The organism is Halomonas sp. EF61 (assembly GCF_040147045.1).
In the GTDB taxonomy this organism is placed as follows: Bacteria; Pseudomonadota; Gammaproteobacteria; order Pseudomonadales; family Halomonadaceae; genus Halomonas; species Halomonas litopenaei.
The window spans coordinates 529258-552649 of the sequence record NZ_JAMSHM010000003.1 but is presented as its reverse complement, the minus strand read 5'-3'; the positions used below and the strand labels follow the sequence as shown (position 1 = coordinate 552649).

The following is a 23392-nucleotide window of genomic DNA, read 5'->3' as shown; positions in this document are numbered from 1 at the left end:
CGGTCCGAAAAGTCGACGAGCGAAGGTTAGAGCCCTAGGAACCCGAGGTCTCGAGTTCCGCGCGGGTATCGCGCCACAGGGTCGCGAAGTCGTCGTCCAGTTGACGATAGTCATCGCGCAGATGCGGCACCAGTTCGGCCAGTCGGTTGGGCCCGGACAGGCGTGAGCCAATGCCGGCGATGGCACGGCAGGTGAAGGCGAGGCTGGCGTAGCGACGCAGCCAGTCCTCACGCACCAGTACCGGCACCATGGTGGCCAGCCGCTGCGGTGCGCCGTGGTACTCGAACAGTCGATAGCATCGCTCGATCACGACCTCGCGCTCGTGTGGGTCGCTGGTAGCCAGATCCCGAGCGAGAAAGTGGTCCCACATCAGATCCAGGGCAATACCGGCCACACGACGACTCGCCGCAGGTGCCCGACGTCGAGCGGCAAGTACCGAGGGATGACGATCGACGAAGGCGTCCACCCGCCGGTGATGCTGTATGCCTGCTGCGACGCCTTCGGGCCACTGGCCGAGATCGCGCCCCTTGACGCCGTCGGCGATCAGGTTGCCGAGCAGAAAGTCGTCGTCACCGGCACGGGCGAGCCAGGCGTGGGCGAGAAAGTTCAACGCCGCACGTCTACAGGCAGTTGGTTGGTTTGGGCAGGCCCGCCAAACGGGCGCCCAGCTTGGGGGGGCTGCCGGGGAACAGCTTCATCAGGTACAGCGAGCTCCCCTTGTCCTTGCCCAGCGCCTGGCCCACCGCCTTGACCAGCGGGCGCATGGCCGGAGCCTGCTCGAAGCGCGCATAGAAGTCTCGCAGGACGTCGATCACCTGCCAGTGTTCGTCGCCGAGGGTGATGCCCTCTTCCGCCGCCAGCGCCTCGGCGACGGCGGGACTCCAGTCATCGAGATTGATCAGATAGCCTTCCGGGTCCAGGGGGACGGAGGCCTGGCCGAGTTCCAGGGTTCGTGCAGTTTCAGTGCTTGCCATCGTGTTACCTCAGTACCAGCTGACCACTTTATCGGCCTCTTCGGTGAGCCTGACAAAACCGTCCACGTCGACGACTTCGATGCCGGTGGCACAGTGTTCGCTCAAGCCGCGCGCCTCGAGATCTTCGGCCAGCGCCAGTAGACGACCGGGCAGAGACGACCACAGCGCCTGCTGGGCCGGCAGAGCGCCAAGCACGGCGTCTTCGATCAATAACAGCTTGTCGTCTTCTGCCAACGCCCGTAGCGCCTGCCGATAGACCGTCGACTCCAGCGGTGAACGATTGAGGGTGTGCAGTATCATCCCGATTCCTGGTAGTGGTCGTGGGTGAGTCCAGTGGCTGACGTCGATGGGTAAAACCTGGCGGGAGCGAGCCCCGACAGAGACGCGGTCTGGAGTCGTCTGTGACGCCGATTCAGAAGGTCAGCACCAATGCGTGCTCCGCCATCAGGGCGGCAATGGCGTCACCCTCGATGACAATGGCATCCGGCGTCAGCGTCTCGGGCGCCACGCCCAACTCGGCAAGTCCTGCCCCATCCACGAACAGCCGGTCGATGTCGTACATCTCGAGCATGGCCAGCGTCGGCTGGGTGCCCTTCTGCCCCAGCGGGCCGGCGCCCTGCCCCGGCACCAGTGCCGCCACGCCACTGGCCAGGAACAACAGGGATACCCGGCGTCCGAAGGCGGCGGCCACCAGCGCCGTGTCGAGACCTTCTTTCAGGTAGCTGGTGCCATGGGGGCCATGACGAAGAATCACCAGCAGATCCCCCGAATCGTCGTTGGGTTCCTCAATCATCGACCTTTCACTCTTCTCGGTTCAGCGTTGCCCTGCTCGGGACCCATTGCCTGGCGGCAGTCGGCAGCAGCTCGGTGTTGTTCAGGCACCAAAGGTTACCAGCCTGTCACACTCGAGGCCCAGGTCCACCAGCTGGCCGAGGCCGGTCAGCTCGAACGGCGCCTGGACGCTGTGGCCTTGCTTGCCGTGCCTGGCCGCCTCGTCGGCGTCGACGATGCCTCGGCGCAGTGCGGCGGCGATGCACACCTCGAGACGCACGCCATGCTCCTGGTTCAGCGTGGTCCAGCCGTCGACCAGATGAGGCTCGTCCTGGGGCGGCGATGCCAGGCGCGCGGCGTTGTGAACGCCATCGCGATAGAAGAAGACGGCCTCCAGGTGGTGACCGCGGGCGATCACCGCACGGGCGAAGCGCAGCGCGCTGTGTGCGGCCTGATGGCTGTAGGGGGCACCCAGCAGCAGGATGGCATAACGCATGGTATTCCCTTGGCTCCCGCCAACGTCGGGAGTTGAACAAAGCGGGTCATCAAAAACACGTCGGCCCCGCCAAGGCGGGGCCGACAGTGTACGACAGTTGTGCCAGAACGTCTTGCGACGATCAGTCCTGGCTTACCACGCCCAGCAGCGACAGCAGGCTGATGAACAGGTTGTAGATCGACACATAGAGAGTGATGGTGGCGAGGATGTAGTTGGTCTCGCCGGCACGGTGCACGATCTCGCTGGTCTGGTACAGGATCGCCGCGGAGGAGAACAGCACGAAGCCAGCCGATACCATCAGCGACAGCGACGGAATGTTGAAGATCAACGCCGCCACCATGGCCAGGATCAGCACGATGGCGCCAGCCATCATGAAGTTCGCCAGGAAGCTGAAGTCCTTGCGAGTGATCAACGCCACCGCTGACAGACCAAAGAAGGTCAGGCCGGTCATGCCCAGTGCGGTCATGATCAGCTCGGGACCGTTGGACAGCGTCAGATAGGCGCTCAGGATCGGGCCGAGGGTGAAGCCCATGAAGCCAGTGAAGGCAAAGGTCGCCAGCAGGCCGAGGGCCGAGTTGGCGGTCTTGTGGACCAGGAACATCAGGCCGTAGGCGCCGATGAAGAACACCAGAATGTTCATCTGCTGTACACCGAGGGCCACGGCGGCCCCTGCGGTGATGGCAGAGAACAGTAGTGTCATCGCCAGCAAGCCGTAGGTGTTGCGCAGAACCTTGTTCGTCGCAGCGACCTGCGTCTGGGTCTGACGATTCACCTGTGACTCTTGATAAGCCATGTATCCAGAGCTCCCTGTTGGTTGACATGCATTCGACACAGCATGCCCCCAGCAAGTTCCCGACGCAAGCCGCCTGGCGACGGGGTTTCAACGCCATTCAAGCGATCAGACTGGCCCATGGGCCCGCCATGGGCGGCGCGAACACTGTTTCCTATCGGCGACAAAAAATTGCTTAGCTGCACAATTTTTGCGCAGTCACCCTATTGCAACAGCTCCCTTGAAGGCATCAGGGAGGGGTGTCGCTCTATCGCGTAAGACATTGATCGCACACAAGTGTTGACGTGGGGAGAAAAGCTGGTAAAGTACACCGCCGTGAGCCGGAGGGATGGCAGAGCGGTTGAATGCACCGGTCTTGAAAACCGGCAAGGGTTAACGCCCTTCCAGGGTTCGAATCCCTGTCCCTCCGCCACCTCGAATCCAGAAGGGGATCAGTCGACAGACTGATCCCCTTCTTCGTTTTTTCCCTCTTCCCTCTTCCTTCAACAGCTCCCTGCCTTTCGGCACGCCAATCCTTCGACGGTCTCGAGGCGCTGCCCCGCCATGGTTCTTCACACCAGTGACTGCACATCTGGTTCTGCACACCAGCCCCAGCAGCAAGGTCTGTTCACCGGTTGTCGTGAAAAGGTCACCGATTGTCGTTGATGGATTGGCGACAACGCCGCAAATCGTGCACCCTGCTTGCATCTGTTGCTCCAGGCAGCACGACAGGGACGAACCAGACACGATGCATCAAGGCGCCAGATAACTACAGGTGGCGCAACGTGCATGTCGGAGGAGCTAGCATGAGGTCTCTTTCCAGCACCGGTTTTGCGGTTTTCGGCGCGGCCCTGGTCGCCATCAGCTACGGACTCGCCCGTTTTGCCTTCGGCCTGTTTGTCCCCCAGATTCGCGATGAGCTGTCGCTGACGCCTGATGCCATCGGCATCATCGGCGCCCTTCCCCTGATCAGCTTCCTGCTGTCCACGGCGGTGGCGCCTTACGCCACCGATCGTCTTGGTGCCCGCTACGCAGCGGTACTGTCCGGGCTTTTCGGTATCGTCGGCCTGGCACTGATCAGCCGTGCGGCCGATGCGACCATGCTCAGCATCGGGGTGTTCGCCTGCGGCATCTGTACCGGCCTGATGATGCCCGCACTCACCGCCGGGATGCAGGCGCTGGTGAGACGCTCACTGCATGCTCGTGTCAGTTCGGTCATGAATGCGGGAACCAGTATCGGCGTGATCGTCGCCGTGCCAACGGTACTGTTCATGGCGGACGCCTGGCGACTGGCCTATCTGTCCTTCGCCCTGCTGACGGTCATCGGCGTGTGCGCTACCTGGCTGTACCTACCCTCGGTGTCGCGCATCACGCCTTCCAACGCCGCCGACCCACCTGCATTGCGTGAACTGCCGTGGTCACGGCTCGTGAGGCTCACCCTGTTTTCCTACGCGATGGGCTTCATCTCGGCAGCCTACTGGATCTTTGCTCCGGACCTGGTGGTGACCCTTGGCGGTCTGTCGCCAAGCGCCACGGGGTGGCTGTGGCTCGCCGTCGGCATCGCCGGTCTCGGCGGTGCGGTGGTGGCGGATCTGGCCGACCGCAACAATCCGCCCATCACCCAGGCCTTGATGCTGACCATGCTGGCGGCAAGCCTGGCATTGCTTGCCGCCAGCCCCGCCCAACCCGTGCTGGCGGCATTCTCCGCTCTGGTCTTTGGCCTCGCCTACATGAGCTTGACGGGTCTTTACCTGATGACCGGCATTCGCCTGCTGCCCGGGCGCCTGGCGATGGGGCCGGTGCTGCCTTTCATGGCCGTGTCGCTTGGCCAGGCCACCGGCTCGCCGGTCATCGGCGCTCTGCTCAATGTCTTCAGCTATGCCGAGGGGTTCGCCATCTTCGCGTCAATCGGCATCCTGGTTGCCCTGCTGTCGCCCTTGTACCCAGGCCATATTCATCAGGTGGGCGATGAAGAGGTGGAGGATCCTCCGGGCCTCCAGTCCGCCTACGATCTGCAGCTGCAGAACGAAGCGGGCGAGCCACTGGAGGACCCTGAATACTTGGCTGGAGAAGACCCACGAGATGAGCCGACCGCCGGTCTTGAACACAGCCATAAAGCAGAACGGGGCTGACCCAAGACGCAGCCCCAAATAGCGCTATGCCCGGCATAAGCCATGCCCCTGCCAGGACCATGCGGCAATCCTGACCGGGGTCAATCACCCCAGATAACGCCGCGACATCTCTCCTCAGTGTTATCGCCGCCGATAGCTCGGCCTGCTGTGATGAGTGACCCATAATTTCGGAACGAGTCGCCACCGAAACACAGCAACGATTGTCGCCAGGGACACGCCCGACGAGCCAGCGTTTCCATGCGCAGCAATCCGCTATCGAGGAAGGTATGTCATGCAGAGGTCCATGCAAAGGTCCATGCAAGTCATGGTCGGCGTCCTCGCCGGCCTGGTGCTGCTCTCTCCCGTATCGGGCCCGGTTGGGGCAAGCCAGCCCGAGACCGGTCGGCCCGAGACGGACGGAGCGTTATTACCCTTCGCCCCCGCCCCCATGCCGAGCGATGTACCACCTCGCCTCCAGGACGCCACCATGCAGTGGCCGGACCAGCCGTCCCACCTGCCGCAAGACGCCCCCAATGTTCTGATCGTCATGCTGGACGATGTGGGCTTCGGGGTGTCCGAGGTCTTCGGTGGCGAGATCAGGATGCCAGCGCTGTCGCGCCTGGCCGATGAAGGCATCGAGTACACCGGCTTTCATACCACGTCCATCTGCTCTCCCACGCGGGCGTCCCTGCTGACCGGTCGCAATCATACCCGGGTGGGCTCCGGTACCATTGCCGAACGGGCGGTGGCCTTCGACGGCTATACCGGCGTGATTCCGAAGAATGCCGCCACCATGGCCGAGGTGCTCAAGCAGTACGGCTACCACACCGCCGCCTTCGGCAAGTGGCACAACACCCCGGCGGTCGAGACGACAGCGATCGGCCCCAAGGATCGCTGGCCTACCGCCTATGGTTTCGAGCACTTCTACGGCTTTCTGGGGGGCGAGACGTCTCAGTGGGAGCCACGCCTGACCGTGGACACCCTGCATGTCGAGCCCCCCGAAGACGATCCCGACTACCACCTGACCGAGGACCTGACCGACCAGGCGCTCGCGTGGCTCGCCGACTACCGGGCCTTCGATCCGGACAAGCCGTTTTTCATGTACTGGGCGCCGGGTGGGGCCCACGGCCCCCATCACGTTGCACCGCAATGGGCCGATCGCTACGACGGCCAGTTCGACGATGGCTGGGATGCCTACCGCGTGCGCACCCACCAGCGACAGCTCGAGATGGGCATCATTCCGCCGGGCACAGAACTCACGCCACGCGACGACAGCCTGCAAGGGTGGGACGAGATTCCCGAGAGCCAGCGCGACTTCCAGACTCGCCTGATGGAAATCTACGCCGGCTTCGTGGAGCACACCGACAGCCAGGTCGAGCGACTGCTCGAGGGCATGGCGGAAATGGGGCTCAGAGACAATACCCTGGTCATCTACATCGTCGGCGACAATGGCTCCAGTGCCGAAGGCCAGCACGGCTCGATCAGCGAACTGCTGGCCCAGAACAATATCGGCAGCAGTGTCGCCCAGCAGCTAGAGGTACTGGATCGCATGGGCGGCCTCGATGTTCTCGGCAGCCCCCAGACCGAAAACATGTACCACGCCGGCTGGGCCTGGGCGGGCAGCACTCCCTTCAAGGGCACCAAGCTGCTCGGTGCCTATTTCGGCGGGACCCGCAACCCCATGGTCATCTCCTGGCCCGGCCATATCGCACCGGATGAGCAGGTACGTCACCAGTTCCACCACGTGGTGGATATTGCCCCGACCCTCTACGACATTCTGGACATCCCGCTGCCGGACGTCGTCAACGGCTACCCGCAGATGCCGATGGACGGTATCAGCCTGGCCTACACCTTCGACGACGCCGATGCCCCCGGACGCAAGCACCACCAGTTCTTCGACAATAACGGCAGTCGAGGGCTCTACCTGGATGGCTACTTTGCCGGTACCTTTGGCCCGCTGGTTCCCTGGGATACCTCGAGCGCGGCACAGCGGATCGCCGACTGGGATTCCGCCGAAGATGTGTGGGAACTCTACGACCTGCGAAGCGATTTTTCCCAGGCCAGAGATCTGGCCCACGCTCAGCCTGAGCGACTGGCCATGATGAAACAACGCTTCATGGATATCGCCGAGGACAACAAGGCCTTCCCCACCGGTGCGGGCAACTGGCTTCGCGTCCACCCCGAGGACCGGGTCAAGACGCGCTACGATCACTGGACCTTTACCCAGACAACTCAACGCATGCCGGAATTTTCGGCCCCCGGCGTTGGTCGCCAGAGCACCCGGGCCAGCCTGCGTATCGACACCGGCCAGGGCGATGCCGAGGGCGTGCTGTATGCCATCGGAGGTGCCGGCGGCGGGCTCAGCGTCTATCTTGATCAGGGCAGGCTGACCTACGAGTACAATATGCTGCTGATGGAGAATACCCGCATTCACACAGCCGCCCTGGCCCCGGGCAGCCACGACATCGTCATCACCACCCGGATCCCGGTGCCCGGGAAAGCGGCGCAGGTGACGATCGAGGTGGATGGGCAAACCGCGGCGGAAGGTCAGGTGCCCGCGACGGTTCCCCTGGCCTTCAGCGCCAGCGAGACCTTCGACGTGGGCCGCGATCTGGGCTCCTCCGTCTCACGCCACTACGCAGAGCGACGCCCTTTCGCCTTTGGCGGCAAGATAGAAGCCTTTACGATCGAGCTGCTCTAATTGGTGAGGCTTTCGAACTTTACGTCGGCAATCAGGGTCATACCCGTGAACTATGCCGAGATGGATGGACATGAAGCATTATCGTGTGGAGAGTTATCAGACAAGAACGATGAAGCGCACTCGCTGGGCGGTGGTGGCATTTTCGGATTCCTCTCCCAACGCCTCACGGCGGGTGGTCTCTCGCCACGATGGACAGGACGAAGCCAGGGCCGCCGCCGCGGCCCTGGCCTTTGAAGACAAGCTCGGTCGAACGCCCACCAACGTCTGACCCACCTGTTGATCTGATTTTTAACGCCGTATTAGCGAGCGCAGGCACTTTTCAGACAAGCCCTAGCAGCGGCTGGGCGAAACGCCTCTGTAAACCTCCTTGGCCTGCACCATCTCGGCACGCAACCCTTCGATACGTGACTGATGCCCCGGATGGGTGGACAGGATCTCCGGCGGTTGATCACCGCCAACCGATGCCATATTGCGCCAGAGGGCGACGCTCTCGCCGGGATCGAATCCGGCGCGCGCCATGATGGCCAGCCCCATCACGTCGGCTTCGGACTCATGGGCACGGCTGAACGGCAAGGCGATGCCGAGCTGGCTGCCGATGCCCAGCGCCTGGAGCAAGGGTTCCTGCCCCACGTCGCCCTCGCTCATCAGTCCTACCACCAGCAGCACGGCCTTGATGCCCAACTGCTGGGTCAATCGCTCGTTGCCGTGGTCGGCGAGCACATGGGCGATCTCGTGACCGACCACCGCGGCCAGCTGGGCGGGCGTCTGAGCGACCTGCAACAGCCCCGAGTGCACGCCAATGCGCCCTCCCGGCAAGGCAAAGGCATTTGGCGAGGGATTGTCGAACACGACCACCTGCCAGTCGTCAGGCATCTCGACCTTGGGATAGACGAGCCGCGCCGACTTGATCAAGGCGTCGCTGACACATTGGACCTCGGCCTTGATGGCGGCATCGGTGGAAAGCGGTAGCTGGCTTCGCATCTGCTCAAAGGCGTCACCCCCCATGTCGCTCATCACGAAGCCAGGCACCAAGGCAAGCTGGCTACGCCCGGTGGGTGTCTCGTCACAGCCCCCCAGCGCGACGGCCAGCAATAGCGTCAGTACCACGGGAAAATAGGATCGTTTCATCGAGCCTGACCTTTTCATGAAAAGCTGCTGGGCGACCATCGCCCTATCGTCTGAATGATGCCGTTTGTCACGGTGTTTGACTACGGCCGACGTCAGACGCATCTGGAATTCGCCATAAAGCGCATCCTGCTGTCTGACAAGCCGCCCCACTCCTATAGTGAACGAGCCAGCGACGGCACAACGCCGAAGGAAGCCTCAAGAAAGGAGACGCGGCCGTGGATTACCTGCACAACACTCTGGAAGGGCTGAAAGCCACCAGTCCCGCCCAGGCGGAGTTCTATGCCGCTGCAGAGAAGATCCTGGCGTCCCTGAGGCCCCTGCTGGAGTCAGACGCCTGCTACCTCGAGCACGCCATCATCGAGCGACTGGTGGAGCCCGAGCGCCAGCTGATGTTTCGCGTCTGCTGGACCGACGACAACGGCAAGATCCAGGTCAACAAGGGGTACCGTGTCCAGTTCAACTCGGCTCTCGGCCCCTACAAGGGGGGCCTTCGCTTTCACCCCAGCGTCAACGCCAGCATCATCAAGTTTCTCGGGTTCGAGCAGATCTTCAAGAACGCTCTGACCGGACTCGCGCTCGGTGGCGCCAAGGGCGGCGCCAACTTCGACCCGCGCGGACGCTCCGACGGGGAAATCATGCGCTTCTGCCAGGCGTTCATGACCCAACTGGTGGATCATCTTGGGCCCACCGTGGATGTCCCTGCGGGCGATATCGGCGTCGGCGCCAGAGAGATCGGCTACCTCTATGGCCAGTACAAGCGACTGACGCGACGTCACGAAGGGGTGATTACCGGCAAGGGGCTGGACTGGGGCGGATCGCTGGGCCGCAAGGAGGCCACCGGCTATGGCGCCGCCTACTTTGCCCAGCACATGCTGGCAGCCCGGGGTGAAGAACTGCGCGGCAAGACCTGCCTGGTCTCCGGCGCAGGCAATGTCGCCATCTATACCATCGAGAAGCTTCATCAGCTGGATGCCCTGCCGGTCACCTGCAGCGATTCCGGTGGCTGCCTCCACGACCCGGACGGCATCGATCTGGAGGCTCTCAAGCGCTTGAAGGAGGTCGAGCGCGTCTCGCTTGAGGGCTACCTGAAGGATCACCCCCGGGCCCGCTTCATTGCGCTGGACGACTACCCCGCCGACGGCCACGCCGTCTGGCGCATCCCTGGCCAGGTCGCCTTTCCCTGCGCGACCCAGGGCGAGGTCACCCTGGCCGACGCCGAGGCGATGCTCGCCAATGGGCTCGAGTGTCTATGCGAGGGGGCCAACCTGCCGACCCTGCCGTTGGCGGTGGACCGTCTGCTGGAGGCCCGCATCGCCTACGCCCCCGGCAAGGCGGCCAACGCCGGCGGCGTCTCCACCAGTCAACTGGAAATGGCGCAGAACGCCAGCATGCAGATCTGGCCGCTGGAGAAGGTCGATGCCCACCTCCAGGCGATCATGGCCAATATCCATCGCTGCTGTGCGTCCACCGCAGAGGAATTCGGCGAGCCCCACAACCTGGTGCTGGGCGCCAACATTGCGGGATTCAGGCGCGTCGCCAATGCCATGATCGACCAGGGGGCCTGGTAAATCCCGGGACAGGTTTGTCCGGGGGACGGTTGGCAACAAGGACCCTGCCGATCTAACCGCCGGCAGATAAGCACAAAAACGCATATTACATGCAAGACCGACTACACTATGCCGAAATAGCAATCGAGCCCGCATTGCAGGGGCTCTCTCATCGGCTGGGGGAATGTCGGGATGCATCAGGGAAGAGTCAGGATTCGGGGCGGCGAGCTCTGCGAACAGAATGGCCTGAGGGTGAACGTTCCGTTAGCCAGCAGATCCGTTGGTGCCGCGCTGCTGATCGGCACACTGGCGATCAGCCCCGGAGTCCTGGCCGAGCAGGAACTCGGACAGGCCGCCTCCGACCCCACTGCGCCACTGATGAACTTCCAGCTACAGAATTCCTGGAGCCCGGAAGTCCACGGCACCAATGATTCACAGAACATCGTCCAGTTCAGAACGGCGCTGCCCTACCGGCTGGCGGGCCACCAGCACATCTTTCGCCTGACGGTGCCCTCACTGACCGAGGATCCCGGCGGTTCCACCGGCCTTAGCGATTCTACGGTGTTCGACCTCACCACCTTCGAACACTCCTGGGGTCGTTCTGGCTTCGGTGTGGTCGCCCTTCTGCCGACCGGCGGTGAGCATCGTGGCGCCGAACAGTGGGGTCTGGGTCCGGCGGTCGGGTTTGCGGCCTCGCGGGGCTCCTTCCTGTATGGCGCCTTCAACCAGAACATCTTCAGTGTCGCCGGTGAGGACGATCGCGAGGACGTCAACCTGAGCATCCTGCAGCCCATCATCAATCTCGGGCTCGGCCAGGGCTGGTCAGTGGGCACTTCGGAGATGAACATCACCTACGACTGGGAGCACAGCGACTGGAGCAGCCTGCCCGTGGGTGGCCGACTCAGCAAACTGGTAAAGCTGGGAGACTCCCCGCTGCAGATCAGTGGTCTGTATGAGCACAACTTCGCCGACGACTACGCCGTGCCCGAAGACCAATTTTCGCTGCAGTTCAAGTTGCTGGTGCCCTGACGGGGTCTTCCAGGACATTTTTGCAAGGGGCTTTCTCGACCGACCCCGCTCGATAATTTCCGCCCGGTTATTTCCGCTCGATGCTTTCCGCTCGATTCTTTCCGATACTGGAACGCTGCGCCTCAGTAGAGGCGCAGACCCACACGGGTGATATGGTTGCCTTCCATCTCGCTCACCACCCAGTGGATGCCATGCCAGTCGACGTCGTCGCCTACCACCGGATGCCCGCCCAAGCGTAGTCCCATGAATTCACCCAGTGTCAGCGAGGCCTCGCCGGGGCTCAGGGTCAACGCATAGGCATCGGCCACATCGCCCATCCTGGCATCCGCATCCAGGGTAAAGGTGCCGAAGAAGGCGCGCTGCTGGCGATGCTTGGCATCGCCGTTGAACAGCCGGTTCAATGCTGGCAGATCGTCGCTCTTGCCGATGACACAGATGATGTCGTCGATGCGCAACTGTGTACTGCCCTTGGGGTGCAGCATCACGTGCTGGCGGAACAGGGCAGAGATCAAGGCACCTGAGGGAAAGCGCAGCAGCCGAATCGGGATGTCCTCGAGATCGGCATTTTCGACCTTGTAGACGAACATCTCGAAGTCGTTTTCAGGCAGGATGCCAAGTGGCCCCCGATGATTGGGAGTGGCACTGTCCGGCACCATGACCTTCATGCGGCGTGCCATCCAGGGCAAGCTTCCGCCCTGGATCAACAGCGACAGCAACACCACTGCGAAGGCCACATTGAAGTAGAGGCCGGCTTGCTCGACGCCCCCGATGACAGGAAAGATCGCCAGCACGATGGGCACCGCACCACGAAGTCCCACCCAGGAAATGAATCCCACCTCGCGCCAGCGGAAATGGAAGAACGGCTTGAGCGTCAGTACCACCGCCAACGGACGCGCCACGAAGATCAGCGCCAGGGCCACCACCGATGCAGGCAACAGCACCTCCAGCAGTGCCGAAGGTGTCACCAGCAAGCCAAGCACCAGAAATAGCCCGATCTGACTTAGCCAGGCCAGTCCGTCATGCACCGGCAAGATGAAGTTGAGGTGCCGCCCCGGTTGATTGCCGATCATCAATCCGGCCAGATAAATCGCCAGGAAGCCACTGCCCCCCAGGGCACTGGTCAAGCCAAAGACGCAGAACCCCAACGCCAGGGCCAGCAGTGAGTATAGGCCCGGCGCAAGATCCACATAGCGCAGCAAGCGACCGATCAGCCAGCCCGCGCCAAGCCCGATGGCGATGGCCATGGCGAACTGCTGAACGAAGAACAGCAGCATGTCCAGGGGGCCACCGAGGTCCCCCACCAGCGCCTCGACCAGCACCAGGGTGAGAAAGATCGCCATGGGATCGTTGGTACCGGACTCGATTTCCAGGGTGGCGCCGACCCGTTCATTGAGGTTGAGCCCTCTGCCACTGAGCATCGAGAAGACCGCCGCAGCGTCGGTAGAACCGACGATGGCCCCGACCAGCAGGCCCTGCAGCAACGATAGATCGAAGACCCACATCGCCAGCAGACCGACCAGACCGCTGGTGATGAAGACCCCGACGGTAGCGAGCCCCAGGGCCGGTTTGAAACCGACACGAAAGGTCTTGAGCCGTGTCCTCAGGCCACCATCCAGCAGGATCATCGCCAGGGCGAGATGGCCGATGACAAAGGCCAGCGAGTAGTTGTCGAAGTCGATACCCAGCAGGCCGTCTTCACCCGCCAGCATGCCGAGTATCAGGAACAGCACCAGCAGTGGCACACCGGCCAGAGCGGACAGCCGACTGGCCAGCACACTCAGCGCAATCAGCGTTCCACACAGAAGAAAGAGACTATTGATCGAATCCATGCGCATCCCTTGCAACGTTCATCGTGATTGTCTCACGCCCGGCCCCACGCCGCGATCTGTCGAGTGTAACGTGATTCATCGAGCGCACTTCGAATTACCAGGATGTTGATGGATGCCGCTGGTGAACGAAGCTCGCCCTTGGATACACTAGCGCGCTGGTACGAATGCCTGACCCATGGAGATTGTTGATGCCCAAGTCGTCGCCCAGGCAACACCGGCTAATCCGGCTTGCGGGCTTGAGCTTGCTGCTGGCAAGCCTCGGCGCGTTGTCCCCTGCCCTGGCCGAGCCGGAGGCGCCCGCTGAAGCCGCAGCGCAGCAACAGGCAACGCCTCCCCTCGCCCAGGAGCAACAGGTCGAGACTTCTTCGGTCGACGGAACGCCCCCCACAAGCGCCGAAGCAACGGTGGTGCGCGATATCCTCGAGCGCTACCGTGGATTGCCTGGTGGACCCGGTATCGACACGCCCGCGATGCCGGTGGCACCGTCGGCCACAGCGGCTCCTGCCGATCCGATCGCGCCGCCGCCGGTCACCGAGCTGACTGTGGTGCTGGAATGGTCACCCGGGCCCCAGCACGCTGCCTTGCTGGTGGCTCAAGAGAGGGGGCTGTTCTCGCGGCGCGGACTGAACGTCGTGCTGCAGACGCCCGCCGATCCCGACGTACCTGCCAAGCTGGTGGCGGCATCCCAGGCGGATCTGGCGCTGACCGACCAGCTGACCTTGCACCGACTGGTGGACCAGGGGCGCCCCATCATCAGGGTTGCCACCTTGAGCGAATTGCCACTGTCGGCGCTGCTGGTACGCGAAGATGCGGACATCGACTCGGTGCTGGGACTGATCGATCACCGGATCGGCTACGCGCAGCGCTCGGGACAAGACGTCTTGCTCAGGGCCATCCTTCAACACGAAGGGTTGAACCTATCCCATGTCGAGGCCAAGGACGTGCACTTCAGCGTGATACGCGCGATGAACGAAGGCTGGATCGATGCCTTTATCGGCGGCGCGGCACTGTCCCTGCCGCGAGAGCTCGCCGACCTCGGCATCGCTACCCGCGCCATGCCGACCGAGACACTGGGTATCCCGGTGCACGACGGCCTGGTCGTCGTGGCCAACCAGGACCACTTTCAGGCACAGAAGGACGCCATTCGCGCCTTCGTCGACGCACTGGAAGACGCCACGCGCTGGATCATCGACCATCCCGCCGCGAGCTGGGAGATCATGACTCGACTCGAGCCGACCATGGACAGCCCCGCCAATGCCGAGGCCTGGCCCGACATCAGGCGCCGACTCAGCCTGCGCCCCGGCGCCATGGACCACGGCCGCTATCGTCGCCTGGAGCGCTATCTACATGACCAGCAGATCGTCGAACGCTTGACCCCGATCTCGCGCCTGGGCAAGGACCCCGGCTAAACCACAGACGCCTGGGCAAGGACCCCGACTAATCAGCGGCGCCCCGGCTAAACCACAGACGCCTAGGCATGGACCCCGGCTCATCACTGGCGCCTGGGCAAGGACCCCGGCTAATCACTGGCGCCTGGGCAAGCACCCCGGCTAAACCACAGACGCCTGGGCATGGACCCCGGCTCATCACTGGCGCCTGGGCAAGCACCCCGGCTAAACCACAGACGCCTGGGCATGGACCCCGGCTCATCACTGGCGCCTGGGCAAGGCCCCCGGCCAATCACCGGCGCCTTGATTGCAGTGGCTAGTTTTCCAGAGAGGCCAGAAACTCGGCCACTTGCTCCTGAAACTCCTGCGCCCGCTCGGTGTGAAGCCAGTGACCAGCGTCCAGGGTCTTGACTTCGGCCCTGGGCAGGACGGCGCGCAGCGACTCAAGCAGGTCATCGGCGACGTAGTCGGAGCGACTACCGCGCAACACCAGCGTCGGCACATCGATGCTTCCTTCGCCACCGGGCGGTGCCATGATCTGGCCGTAGCCGGCTTCGATCGCATCGAGATTGACCCTTAGGCGTAGTACGCGATCGTCGCCGCGCACCAGATTGGTAGCCAGAAACATGCGGGTGGGCTTGTCGTCGATCACCTCAGCCATCAAGGCATCGGCCTCTCGCCGGTCGGTGGGCTCACCCTGCTCGACACGCCGCAGTGCGCTGAAGACGCTATCGTGCCGGTGTTCATAGGCGACCGGCGCGATATCGGCAACGATCAGCGACGCCACCAGCTCAGGATGCAGCCTGGCCAGGGTCATCACCACCTTGCCGCCCATGGAGTGGCCAAGCAGGTGCCCTCTGGTGACGCCGCAGCGGTCCATCACCGCTGCCACGTCCTCGGCCATCTGGGCATAGTCCATACCCTCGGCATGAGGAGAACGGCCATGATTGCGAAGATCCAGGGCGATCACACGGCGCTCGCCCGACCACTGTTTGACATGGGAGCGCCAGTTGTCGGCGCTACCCAGCAGGCCATGAACGATGACCAATGGCTCTCCCTGACCACCACTGTCCGTATATTCCAGGGAAACCGTCATAGCTGCACTCCTTTGAGCGATCGAAGGTTGGTAGAGAGCCGGTAGAACGTCGTGCTTCACGACACCAGCATAGTACTGAACGTGCCAGGCGGGGCGCGGAGCCAGGCAGCAAGCACAGCCAGAGCAAACCAGGGCGGGGCTAGATCGGGACCAGAGCAGAACCAGATCGTAACACCGGCCCAGCAGGCTCAACCGCCGGGGATCGAGGCCCTTATCAGCGTCCCTCTCCCCGAGCGACCTGCTCCGGCCAGACGTCCTGACTGCCGGTCACCGCCACCAGTCGCTGGCTCAGATAACGCAGCAGCACGCCGTACAGGGGCAGGAAAAAGACCAGACTGATCGCGAGCTTGATGGCGTAGTCGACCGCTGCGATTTCTGGCCAATGCTGCGCCATGAACGGGTCAGGGCCAGCCTCGAAGGCGATGGAGAAGAACGCCACGGTATCCACCAGATTACCGACCAGGGTCGAAGCCGCCGGCGCCACCCACCAGTGCTTGAGTCGCCGGAGCCGGTCGAAGACCTGCACGTCGAGCAATTGTCCAAGCAGGTAGGCCATGAAACTGGCCAGTGCGATCCGGGCGACGAACAGATCGAAACCATCGAAGGCGGCAAGGCCAGCGAAGCCGCCCTGCGGGAAGACCACCGAGACAACGTACGACACCACCAGTGCGGGCAGCATCACGCGCATCACGATGGCGCGCGCCGGCCCCTTGCCGAACAGGCGTACCGTCAGATCGGTGGCCAGGAAGATGAAGGGAAAGCTGAAAGCGCCCCAGGTCGTGTGCAAGCCAAACACCGTAAACGGCAACTGGACCAGGTAGTTGCTGGCGGCGATAACGACGATATGGAAAACGACCATCAACGCCAGCAGACGACGGCGCTGTTCGAAGGACAGAGTGAACATCATGATTCCTTTTTCGCAAGGGGTGAGGGAACCCTGGGAACAAACACAATACGGGTACAGGCACGCCCGGCTGCGATACCTCTGGAGGGCGCTGCGGCATGCCTGCTCAAGCAATACCTGGTGCTGTTTCGCCGTCGACTCGCCATCGTCTGCTCAGTGGCACACGACGACTGACGCGAATCGCACCGACCGGGCCGAGCCGGATGGCTCAGAATTCCAAGCCGGATGGCGCAAGATTTCGAGCCGTATGGCGATAAGTCTCACGCCACCGCGTGGGGTGCAAATTTGGCGGCAGAAATTATACGAGACAAGCCTGCGCCTTGCCAGCACTCCCTTGCTCGCCCCCTTCCCCTTTACCCACATGCCACCCCGGGTAGACGGGCAAAATCAGATAACTGCAGATCCAGGCACCAGATGTGCCATACAGGATACCTAGAGAAACCTGATATTGCACAATATTGTCAGTCTGCTAAATACAAATACAAGAAACAACGCGATGGACACACTTTGAAAAACTTATTATCTAATTCTGCCGAAACGGTCACAAACACGCGTTTAAGACGCGTTTACTTCAACAATGCGCTATTATTGAGAAGTTTCTTAATCACTAACGGAAAGAAAGGCTTCGGCTTTCATCCGCGACCAAATGAAAGGAGTCCTGCGCCCCGGACCAACACTATTCCGAGGAGCCGGATACGCCGAATCCGACTAGCGGATCTCTTCGATGAGGATGACAAGCCATCCATGCACAACACCTCGATCCCTATTGCCGTCCATCTCGGGTGGCGCCTAGCGCCACGACGTCCAACGGGTGAAATTCGTGTCAGTCACCGCTGCAAGGGAGAGTGCTGATGAACAGCTCACAACGTGTTGCCGGCCGCCTGCTTGAGGGTGGAGATGCCGTGGTAGACAGAGCGAGCGGCCTGCTGAAAGCCATCGCCAACGACAATCGCCTAAGAATCCTGTGTCTACTTGAAGGCAACGAGCTGTCCGTGACAGAGCTCAATCAACGCCTGAGCCTGAGCCAGTCGGCCCTATCCCAGCACCTTGCCATCCTCAGGCGAGCCGAGCTGGTCAGTACTCGGCGCTCCTCCCAGACCATCTACTACTCGCTGCAAGGCGACAGCGCGAGCATCATGATCGCCGCCATCGTCAAGATGAACGCAGCCAACGACGACTGAAGCGCGACCACAGACTCTGGTCAGGCGCTTCGTACCCGATAGCCCTCGCTGGAGGGCATCGGGCTCGCTCGATGGACAGAACGACACGGGCAGGCGGAGCTGGGGCGGCTCAGGTCAGGCAGTATTGCGATCCAATATTGCGATCCAATGTTATGAACCGCGACGCACGCTTCGCCTACCGATGCTCCCAGCCGGACGCATCGACACGCTCTTCCACCCGGTCGAGCGCCTGCTCGACCATGCCAGAGGCGGAAAAACCAAGACGCTCGGCCAGTGATGGCACCGCCGCAAGCCTCAGGCTCAGCACCTTGCCACGTTCCATCGCCTTGCTGAGATAAGCCTCGCTGGTGGTGACCTCATCCGCCAACCCTCTGGACACGGCCTCTTCTCCGTACCAGACCTCGCCGGTGGACACGGCGTCGATATCCACGCCGGAGCGGCGCTGGTCGACGTAGTCCTTGAACTTGGCATGGATGGCGTCGAGGTCCGCCTGCAGCTTGTCTCTGCCTTCCTCGGTGTTTTCGCCCAGCACGGTGAGCGTGCGCTTGTAGCGCCCGGCGGTCACCAGCTCCACATCGACGTCATGGCGCTTGAGCAGGCGGTGGACATTCGGGATCTGGGCCACCACCCCGATGGAGCCGATTACCGCAAACGGGGCCACCAGGATGCGGTGTGCGTTGCACGCCATCAGGTAGCCGCCGCTGGCCGCCACCTTGTCCACGCAGACCGTGGTCTTGAGGCCCCCCTCGGTGAGCCGGTGCAGTTCCGCCGCACCCTGCCCATAGGTGTGGACCAGGCCTCCGGGGCTCTCCAGCCGAATGACCACCTCGTCCCCTTCCTTAGCCACACCAAGCAGCAAGGACACTTCGCGAGCCAGGCGGTCCACGCCGCTGGCCTTGAGGTTTCCATGAAAATCGATCACCCAGGTGGTGGCGCTCGATGCCACGCCTTCGTCCTGCCTGGGCTTGGTATCCCGACGCCACGGCCAGCGCAGGCGAGACCGCTTTTCTGTGCCTGTCCTGGCGTGTATCAAACGCTCACGCCACTGACGCTGACGCTGACCCAGGTCCTCGATCCTGAGTTGCTCCCTGGGTACACTGCCGCCACCCTTGGCCCGGGCAAGCACGATCAGCGCCAACAGCACGACCCCTGCCACCAGCAGTAGCTGAACAAAAAAGGTCAGGATCTCACCCAGCCAGTCTTCCATCGCTCTCTCCCTGTCAGCCGGCACAATTCTGCAAAGACCTGGACCTTGACGGTCATAGGCCCTGAACGGCGCCCGGCCTTGATTGAAACATTCGTTTGAAATACGCTGCCTGACAGCGACTCACACAACTGCAAGGAATTCTCATGTCACAGACACTCGATACGCTACGCTCTCGCTTCAATCCCGACGCTGCCCAGGGCATGCACGAGATCTTCCAGTTCCATTTCAGCGATACCGAGGATCACTATGTCGTCATCGACGATGGCGCACTGGACATCCAGCAGGGCGAGCACGACGACCCCTCTGTAAGCCTGAGTATGAGCAGCGACACCCTCAAGGGCATCATGACCGGTGATATCAACGGCATGACAGCCTTCATGACCGGCAAGCTCAAGGCGACCGGCAATATCATGCTGGCGACCCGCCTGACCGAGCTGTTTCCCGAGAAGTGATGCTCAAATGGGCAGTGGCTCCTCCCGGCGACTGCCCGTCAGGACCGACCGTCACGCACCTCAGACAGGTGCAACTCGATCAATTCCCGCGAGATCGAATAAAGCGGCGGCAACTGCGGTAGCTGCCGTGGCGAGAACCAGGCGGCGTCTTCGATCTCGTGGCCGTCGATCACGATGCGTCGGCTTGCCGCCTCGACCAGATAGCCCAGCATCAGGGAGTGGGGAAAAGGCCAGGCCTGACTGCGAATATAACGCAGCCGCCCCAGCTTCAGACCGACCTCCTCGTGGACCTCGCGATGCACCGCCTGCTCCGCCGACTCTCCCGGTTCGATGAATCCTGCCAGGGTGGAATAGCGTCCGGGTGGAAAACGCGGGCTACGAGCCAGCAACAGCGACTCCCCGTGGGTCACCAGGGTGATGATACAGGGCGAGATGCGCGGGTAGTTGCGATGGCCGCAATTGTCGCAGTGCATCGCAAACTCGTGTTCCAGGCGCCTCGCTTGGCTGCCGCAACGCCCGCAGAAGCGATGGTTGTCCATCCAGGCGCCCACCTGCAGCGCCGTTGACACCAGCCCGTACCATGACTCGGGCAACCTCGACAGCCAGCTACGGCCGTCTGGCCAGTCGGCGCCTGGGCTGTCTTCAAGACGCAGCCCCACCGGTTCGTCCGACCACCAGCACAACGGCTGAACACGCTCATCCCAGGGCTCGACCGGCCCCAGCGGCGTATTGTCCAGGCCAGGCGCCATACAGCCTTTCGACAGGCGAATGATACGCCCTGACTCGACACCTCTTGGCAGCTCCCGATGCAGCATCAGGCACCGTCCTGCGTGGCGCTGCCGGGGCCGGCGTAAGCAGGGTCCAGGTCGTCCCAGCGACACTCTCCTGCCTTGCCACGCACCTTGTCGAGCTTGGCCAGATGGGCCGCCATCTCCTGCTCTGTCGGGCGTACCACGCTCAACCGCCCCGGTTCCAATGACAACCGACGCACCGAAAGCTCGCCGGGCACCGCCGCCTGCTGGTCGCTGTCGTTGCCCGCATCCAGGGTCAGGGCGGTCTGCCCACCGGTCATCGCCAGATAGACGTCTGCCAGGATCTCGGCATCGAGCAAGGCCCCGTGCAGCACGCGGTGACCATTGTCGATGTCGTAGCGCTTGCAAAGCGCGTCGAGGCTGTTGCGCTGCCCCGGGTGCAGTCCCCGTGCCATGGTCAGGGTATCGAGGATACGACAGTGATCCTTGACGGGCCCTGCATATAGCTCGGGGTGGGTGGCCTTCAGCAGCTTGAATTCGTGGTCGATGAAGCCGACATCGAAGGGCGCGTTATGGATGACCAGCTCGGCCCCGCGAATAAACTCCCAGAAGTCGGCCGCCACCTCGGCGAACACCGGCTCATTGGCGACCCGCTCATTGGTGATGCCGTGGACACCGATCGCCTCGGCATCGATCTCACGCTCGGGATTGATGTATTGATGGTAGGAATTTCCGGTCAGACGCCGGTTTATCATCTCCACGGCGCCGATCTCGATGAGACGGTGGCCGTCGCGAGTCTCGATACCGGTGGTCTCGGTATCCAGTACAATCTGTCGCATTCTGGGTCCCTGAAGTCGGATGGGCTGTGGGGTGTGGGCCGACGGCGTCAGGCGCCTTCCAGCAACTCGTCGATGGCCTCGTTGACCAGGGCGTCGGCGGCCTCGTTTCCAGGGTGGCCGCTGTGCCCCTTGACCCAATGCCAGCTGACCTGGTGTCGGCGTGTCTGCTCATGCAGCTCGCGCCACAGATCGGCATTCTTCACCGGCTGCCTGGAAGCCGTCTTCCAGCCACGCTTGATCCAGCCATGGATCCATTCGGTGATGCCCTTGCGCAGATACTCCGAATCGGTCCAGAGATCCACGTGACACTCGCGCTTGAGCGTCTTCAGCGCCATGATCGCGGCGGTCAGCTCCATTCGGTTGTTGGTGGTATCACGCTCGGCGCCCTTGAGCGACTTGCGGTGATCCCCGCTTTCCAGCAGCGCTCCCCAGCCGCCGGGTCCGGGATTGCCGCGGCAACCCCCGTCGGTGTAAATGGTCACGACAGGGAGTGAATCGGGAGTGGTCAACGCATTGCTACCTTCTTCTGCTTGGGGGTCTGCCGCACACTGGGCTCGAGCCTGGTGGTGCCGAGTGCGGTGTTACCGACCGGCAAGCCGAACAGCGGGCGTTTTCCCTGGGTACAGGCCAGCTGCGAGCGGCAGCGAGCCTGGATGATATAACAATCGCCCAGGGGCAGGTTGTGGCGCCGGCCAAGGGTCTCCAGCATGCCATTGCCACCGGCGAGCCCCGGCAGGCGAAATCGGCAGTAGTCTACCCGCTCGATCTCGAAGTCGACAAACTGAAGCCAGTCCTTCATCGTCCGCGGCGTTCGCCATACGCCCTGCCCCGGCAGCTGCCGCCGGCGGCGAGGCCGAACCCTCATCAAGCCCGACGATGACAGCGGGGACCAGCCGAGCAGCACCAGTCGCCCCTGCGGCGAGACCACCCGGGCGGCCTCCTGCAGAAGCTGGTGGGGGTGGGACACCACCTCCAGCAAGTGATTGAGCACCACCACGTCCATCGCTCCGTCGGGCAGTGCCAAGCGCTCAGGACGGCAAACCAGCGTGCTGGAACTTTCCGCCAGCTCCCTGGTCGGAGACCACCGTATCCAGTGGCGCACCGCGCTCATGTCGGCCAGTGGCTCGGCCAGTGACATTTCAAGACCGTGCTGGCCGCACCAGCGTTCGGCCAGCGGACCCAGGCAGGCTCGTTCGGAACGCCGCACGGCGCATCCGCTGTCACTGGACCAATAGCGTCGAGCGTGCCGCACCAGGCACGCGAGCTCCATCGGCTCCGACGCATTTGACATAGTCGACCTGTGCCTCCAAAGTGTCTGATTTTGCAAGGCGAAAAAACGAAGTTTACTGAAGTCTGCGCCGGCCGCCCAGCTAGATGCTGCCCGCTCAAGGCTCGCTCCGAGGACCCTGCCGACCATGTTAAGCGTGACACCGATTCCAGCCTTTAGCGACAACTATATCTGGCTGCTGCGCCAGGATTCGAGTCAAGAGGTCTGCGTCGTGGATCCCGGTGACGCCGAGCCTGTTCTGCGCTTTCTCGAACGTGAAGGGCTGAGCCTGGGCTGCATCCTGCTGACCCATCACCACCATGACCACACCGGCGGCGTTGCCGAACTGATCCAGCGCTATTCGCCCCGGGTGATCGGGCCGGATAACCCCGAGATCGCAGGCATCGACGAGATCGTGCGTGACGGTGACGAGTTTCGCGTCATGGGCCGCCTGTTCGAGGTGATGGCGGTGCCTGGGCATACCCTGGACCATCTGGCCTTCTTTACCGCTGGTATCCCGCCGCTGCTGTTCTGTGGGGACACCCTGTTCAGCGGTGGCTGCGGACGCCTGTTCGAAGGTACCCCGGAGCAGATGAAGGGGTCCCTCGACCGACTGAATTCCCTGCCGGCGGATACACTGGTATTCTCCGCGCACGAATATACATTGGCCAACCTCGCTTTTGCGAAGGCGGCCAACCCCGGCAACCCCGACGTTGCCACCGCCTTCGACGAATGTCAGAAGGCACGAGATCTGGACCGACCCACGCTGCCTACAACGATGGAACGTGAGCGCCGCATCAATCCCTTCCTTCGTTGCGATGATGAAGATGTCAAGCGCGCTGCCTCAGCCCATGGGTCGACCGATAGCACGGACGCCACCTTTGCCACGCTAAGAGCCTGGAAGGATTCCTTCTGAACGGCTCGGCGTCCTGAACCATCGTCCCACAGGAC

At 62.6% G+C, this 23392-nt stretch carries 24 protein-coding genes and 1 tRNA gene; 10 read left to right on the top strand and 15 right to left on the bottom strand.

All coding sequences use genetic code 11. The annotated features are described in order from the left end of the window. Positions 1–34: 34 nt before the first annotated feature. From NFI08_RS17345 to NFI08_RS17320, 6 genes are all read right to left on the bottom strand, one after another. Positions 35–610, bottom strand: coding sequence for an acyl carrier protein phosphodiesterase (locus NFI08_RS17345; protein ID WP_108449305.1), 576 nt, complete (start codon positions 608–610; stop codon positions 35–37). Between the two features lie 10 nt (positions 611–620). Next, a complete protein-coding gene (locus NFI08_RS17340; RefSeq protein WP_108449306.1) occupies positions 621–974 on the bottom strand; it encodes a TusE/DsrC/DsvC family sulfur relay protein in 354 nt (117 codons plus the stop codon). A gap of 9 nt (positions 975–983) precedes the next feature. Continuing rightward, entirely contained in the window at positions 984–1274 is a 291-nt protein-coding gene (gene tusB, locus NFI08_RS17335; RefSeq protein ID WP_108449307.1) for a sulfurtransferase complex subunit TusB, read from the bottom strand. Between the two features lie 112 nt (positions 1275–1386). Further along, complete coding sequence (locus NFI08_RS17330; protein ID WP_108449308.1) at positions 1387–1767, bottom strand: DsrE family protein; 381 nt, start codon at positions 1765–1767, stop codon at positions 1387–1389. Positions 1768–1848: 81 nt separating this feature from the next. Beyond that, complete coding sequence (gene tusD / locus NFI08_RS17325; RefSeq protein WP_045991750.1) at positions 1849–2241, bottom strand: sulfurtransferase complex subunit TusD; 393 nt, start codon at positions 2239–2241, stop codon at positions 1849–1851. Positions 2242–2362: 121 nt separating this feature from the next. Further along, positions 2363–3034: a Bax inhibitor-1/YccA family protein gene (locus NFI08_RS17320; protein ID WP_045991749.1), complete on the bottom strand. Its 672-nt coding sequence runs from the start codon at positions 3032–3034 to the stop codon at positions 2363–2365. Between the two features lie 319 nt (positions 3035–3353). Here NFI08_RS17320 and NFI08_RS17315 point away from each other — a divergent pair. The 4 genes from NFI08_RS17315 (at position 3354) to NFI08_RS17300 (ending at position 8090) form a co-directional block, all read left to right on the top strand. After that, positions 3354–3443: transfer RNA gene (locus tag NFI08_RS17315), tRNA-Ser, on the top strand. Positions 3444–3816: 373 nt separating this feature from the next. After that, complete coding sequence (locus tag NFI08_RS17310; RefSeq protein WP_306168757.1) at positions 3817–5142, top strand: MFS transporter; 1326 nt, start codon at positions 3817–3819, stop codon at positions 5140–5142. 295 nt (positions 5143–5437) lie between these two features. Beyond that, complete coding sequence (locus tag NFI08_RS17305; protein WP_349590997.1) at positions 5438–7822, top strand: arylsulfatase; 2385 nt, start codon at positions 5438–5440, stop codon at positions 7820–7822. Between the two features lie 70 nt (positions 7823–7892). Next, positions 7893–8090 carry a hypothetical protein gene (locus NFI08_RS17300; RefSeq protein ID WP_124804775.1) on the top strand — a complete coding sequence of 66 codons (198 nt, stop codon included), beginning with the start codon at positions 7893–7895 and terminating at the stop codon, positions 8088–8090. A gap of 62 nt (positions 8091–8152) precedes the next feature. Here the strand turns inward: NFI08_RS17300 and NFI08_RS17295 are convergent, their stop codons facing one another. Next, positions 8153–8950: a M48 family metallopeptidase gene (locus tag NFI08_RS17295; protein WP_306168759.1), complete on the bottom strand. Its 798-nt coding sequence runs from the start codon at positions 8948–8950 to the stop codon at positions 8153–8155. 215 nt (positions 8951–9165) lie between these two features. On the opposite strand from NFI08_RS17295, the gene gdhA reads away from it, so the two are divergent. Together gdhA and NFI08_RS17285 are read left to right on the top strand one after the other, a co-directional pair. After that, the gene (gene gdhA, locus NFI08_RS17290) at positions 9166–10518 is read left to right on the top strand and encodes an NADP-specific glutamate dehydrogenase (protein WP_306168760.1); all 1353 of its coding nucleotides are present in this window, start codon (positions 9166–9168) and stop codon (positions 10516–10518) included. 231 nt (positions 10519–10749) lie between these two features. Then, positions 10750–11526 carry a hypothetical protein gene (locus NFI08_RS17285; RefSeq protein WP_124804776.1) on the top strand — a complete coding sequence of 259 codons (777 nt, stop codon included), beginning with the start codon at positions 10750–10752 and terminating at the stop codon, positions 11524–11526. A gap of 122 nt (positions 11527–11648) precedes the next feature. Here the strand turns inward: NFI08_RS17285 and NFI08_RS17280 are convergent, their stop codons facing one another. Next, the gene (locus tag NFI08_RS17280; protein ID WP_306168761.1) at positions 11649–13355 is read right to left on the bottom strand and encodes a potassium/proton antiporter; all 1707 of its coding nucleotides are present in this window, start codon (positions 13353–13355) and stop codon (positions 11649–11651) included. Between the two features lie 188 nt (positions 13356–13543). Here NFI08_RS17280 and NFI08_RS17275 point away from each other — a divergent pair, with 188 nt between their 5' ends. Then, on the top strand, positions 13544–14764 hold the full coding sequence (locus tag NFI08_RS17275; protein WP_349590992.1) for an ABC transporter substrate-binding protein: 1221 nt from the start codon (positions 13544–13546) through the stop codon (positions 14762–14764). 295 nt (positions 14765–15059) lie between these two features. Here NFI08_RS17275 and NFI08_RS17270 read toward each other — a convergent pair whose 3' ends face one another. Continuing rightward, a complete protein-coding gene (locus tag NFI08_RS17270; RefSeq protein WP_306168763.1) occupies positions 15060–15839 on the bottom strand; it encodes an alpha/beta fold hydrolase in 780 nt (259 codons plus the stop codon). Positions 15840–16053: 214 nt separating this feature from the next. Then, a complete protein-coding gene (locus NFI08_RS17265; protein WP_108133390.1) occupies positions 16054–16743 on the bottom strand; it encodes a 7-cyano-7-deazaguanine/7-aminomethyl-7-deazaguanine transporter in 690 nt (229 codons plus the stop codon). A gap of 851 nt (positions 16744–17594) precedes the next feature. Between NFI08_RS17265 and NFI08_RS17260 the strand changes: the two genes are divergently transcribed. After that, complete coding sequence (locus NFI08_RS17260; protein ID WP_045993715.1) at positions 17595–17924, top strand: ArsR/SmtB family transcription factor; 330 nt, start codon at positions 17595–17597, stop codon at positions 17922–17924. A 175-nt stretch (positions 17925–18099) separates the two neighbouring features. On the opposite strand, the gene sohB is transcribed toward NFI08_RS17260, so the two are convergent. Continuing rightward, complete coding sequence (gene sohB / locus NFI08_RS17255) at positions 18100–19131, bottom strand: protease SohB (RefSeq protein ID WP_108133389.1); 1032 nt, start codon at positions 19129–19131, stop codon at positions 18100–18102. Between the two features lie 143 nt (positions 19132–19274). On the opposite strand from sohB, the gene NFI08_RS17250 reads away from it, so the two are divergent. Further along, positions 19275–19583, top strand: a complete 309-nt coding sequence (locus NFI08_RS17250; RefSeq protein WP_045993717.1) for an SCP2 sterol-binding domain-containing protein — start codon at positions 19275–19277, stop codon at positions 19581–19583. A gap of 38 nt (positions 19584–19621) precedes the next feature. Here the strand turns inward: NFI08_RS17250 and nudC are convergent, their stop codons facing one another. From nudC to NFI08_RS17230, 4 genes are read right to left on the bottom strand one after another with little or no spacing between them, the layout of a single operon-like run. Then, positions 19622–20398 (bottom strand): NAD(+) diphosphatase, encoded by a 777-nt coding sequence (gene nudC / locus NFI08_RS17245; RefSeq protein WP_349590986.1) that lies wholly within the window; start codon positions 20396–20398, stop codon positions 19622–19624. Then, positions 20398–21174, bottom strand: a complete 777-nt coding sequence (gene dnaQ, locus NFI08_RS17240; protein ID WP_253556376.1) for a DNA polymerase III subunit epsilon — start codon at positions 21172–21174, stop codon at positions 20398–20400. The genes nudC and dnaQ overlap by 1 nt, the downstream gene beginning before the upstream one ends. Before the next feature lie 47 nt (positions 21175–21221). Next, on the bottom strand, positions 21222–21683 hold the full coding sequence (gene rnhA / locus NFI08_RS17235; protein WP_045993720.1) for a ribonuclease HI: 462 nt from the start codon (positions 21681–21683) through the stop codon (positions 21222–21224). Further along, the gene (locus tag NFI08_RS17230; protein WP_231498691.1) at positions 21680–22381 is read right to left on the bottom strand and encodes a class I SAM-dependent methyltransferase; all 702 of its coding nucleotides are present in this window, start codon (positions 22379–22381) and stop codon (positions 21680–21682) included. Before NFI08_RS17230 ends, rnhA begins: the two co-directional genes overlap by 4 nt. Before the next feature lie 208 nt (positions 22382–22589). On the opposite strand from NFI08_RS17230, the gene gloB reads away from it, so the two are divergent. Next, the gene (gene gloB / locus NFI08_RS17225; RefSeq protein ID WP_108449381.1) at positions 22590–23357 is read left to right on the top strand and encodes a hydroxyacylglutathione hydrolase; all 768 of its coding nucleotides are present in this window, start codon (positions 22590–22592) and stop codon (positions 23355–23357) included. Positions 23358–23392: the final 35 nt, after the last annotated feature.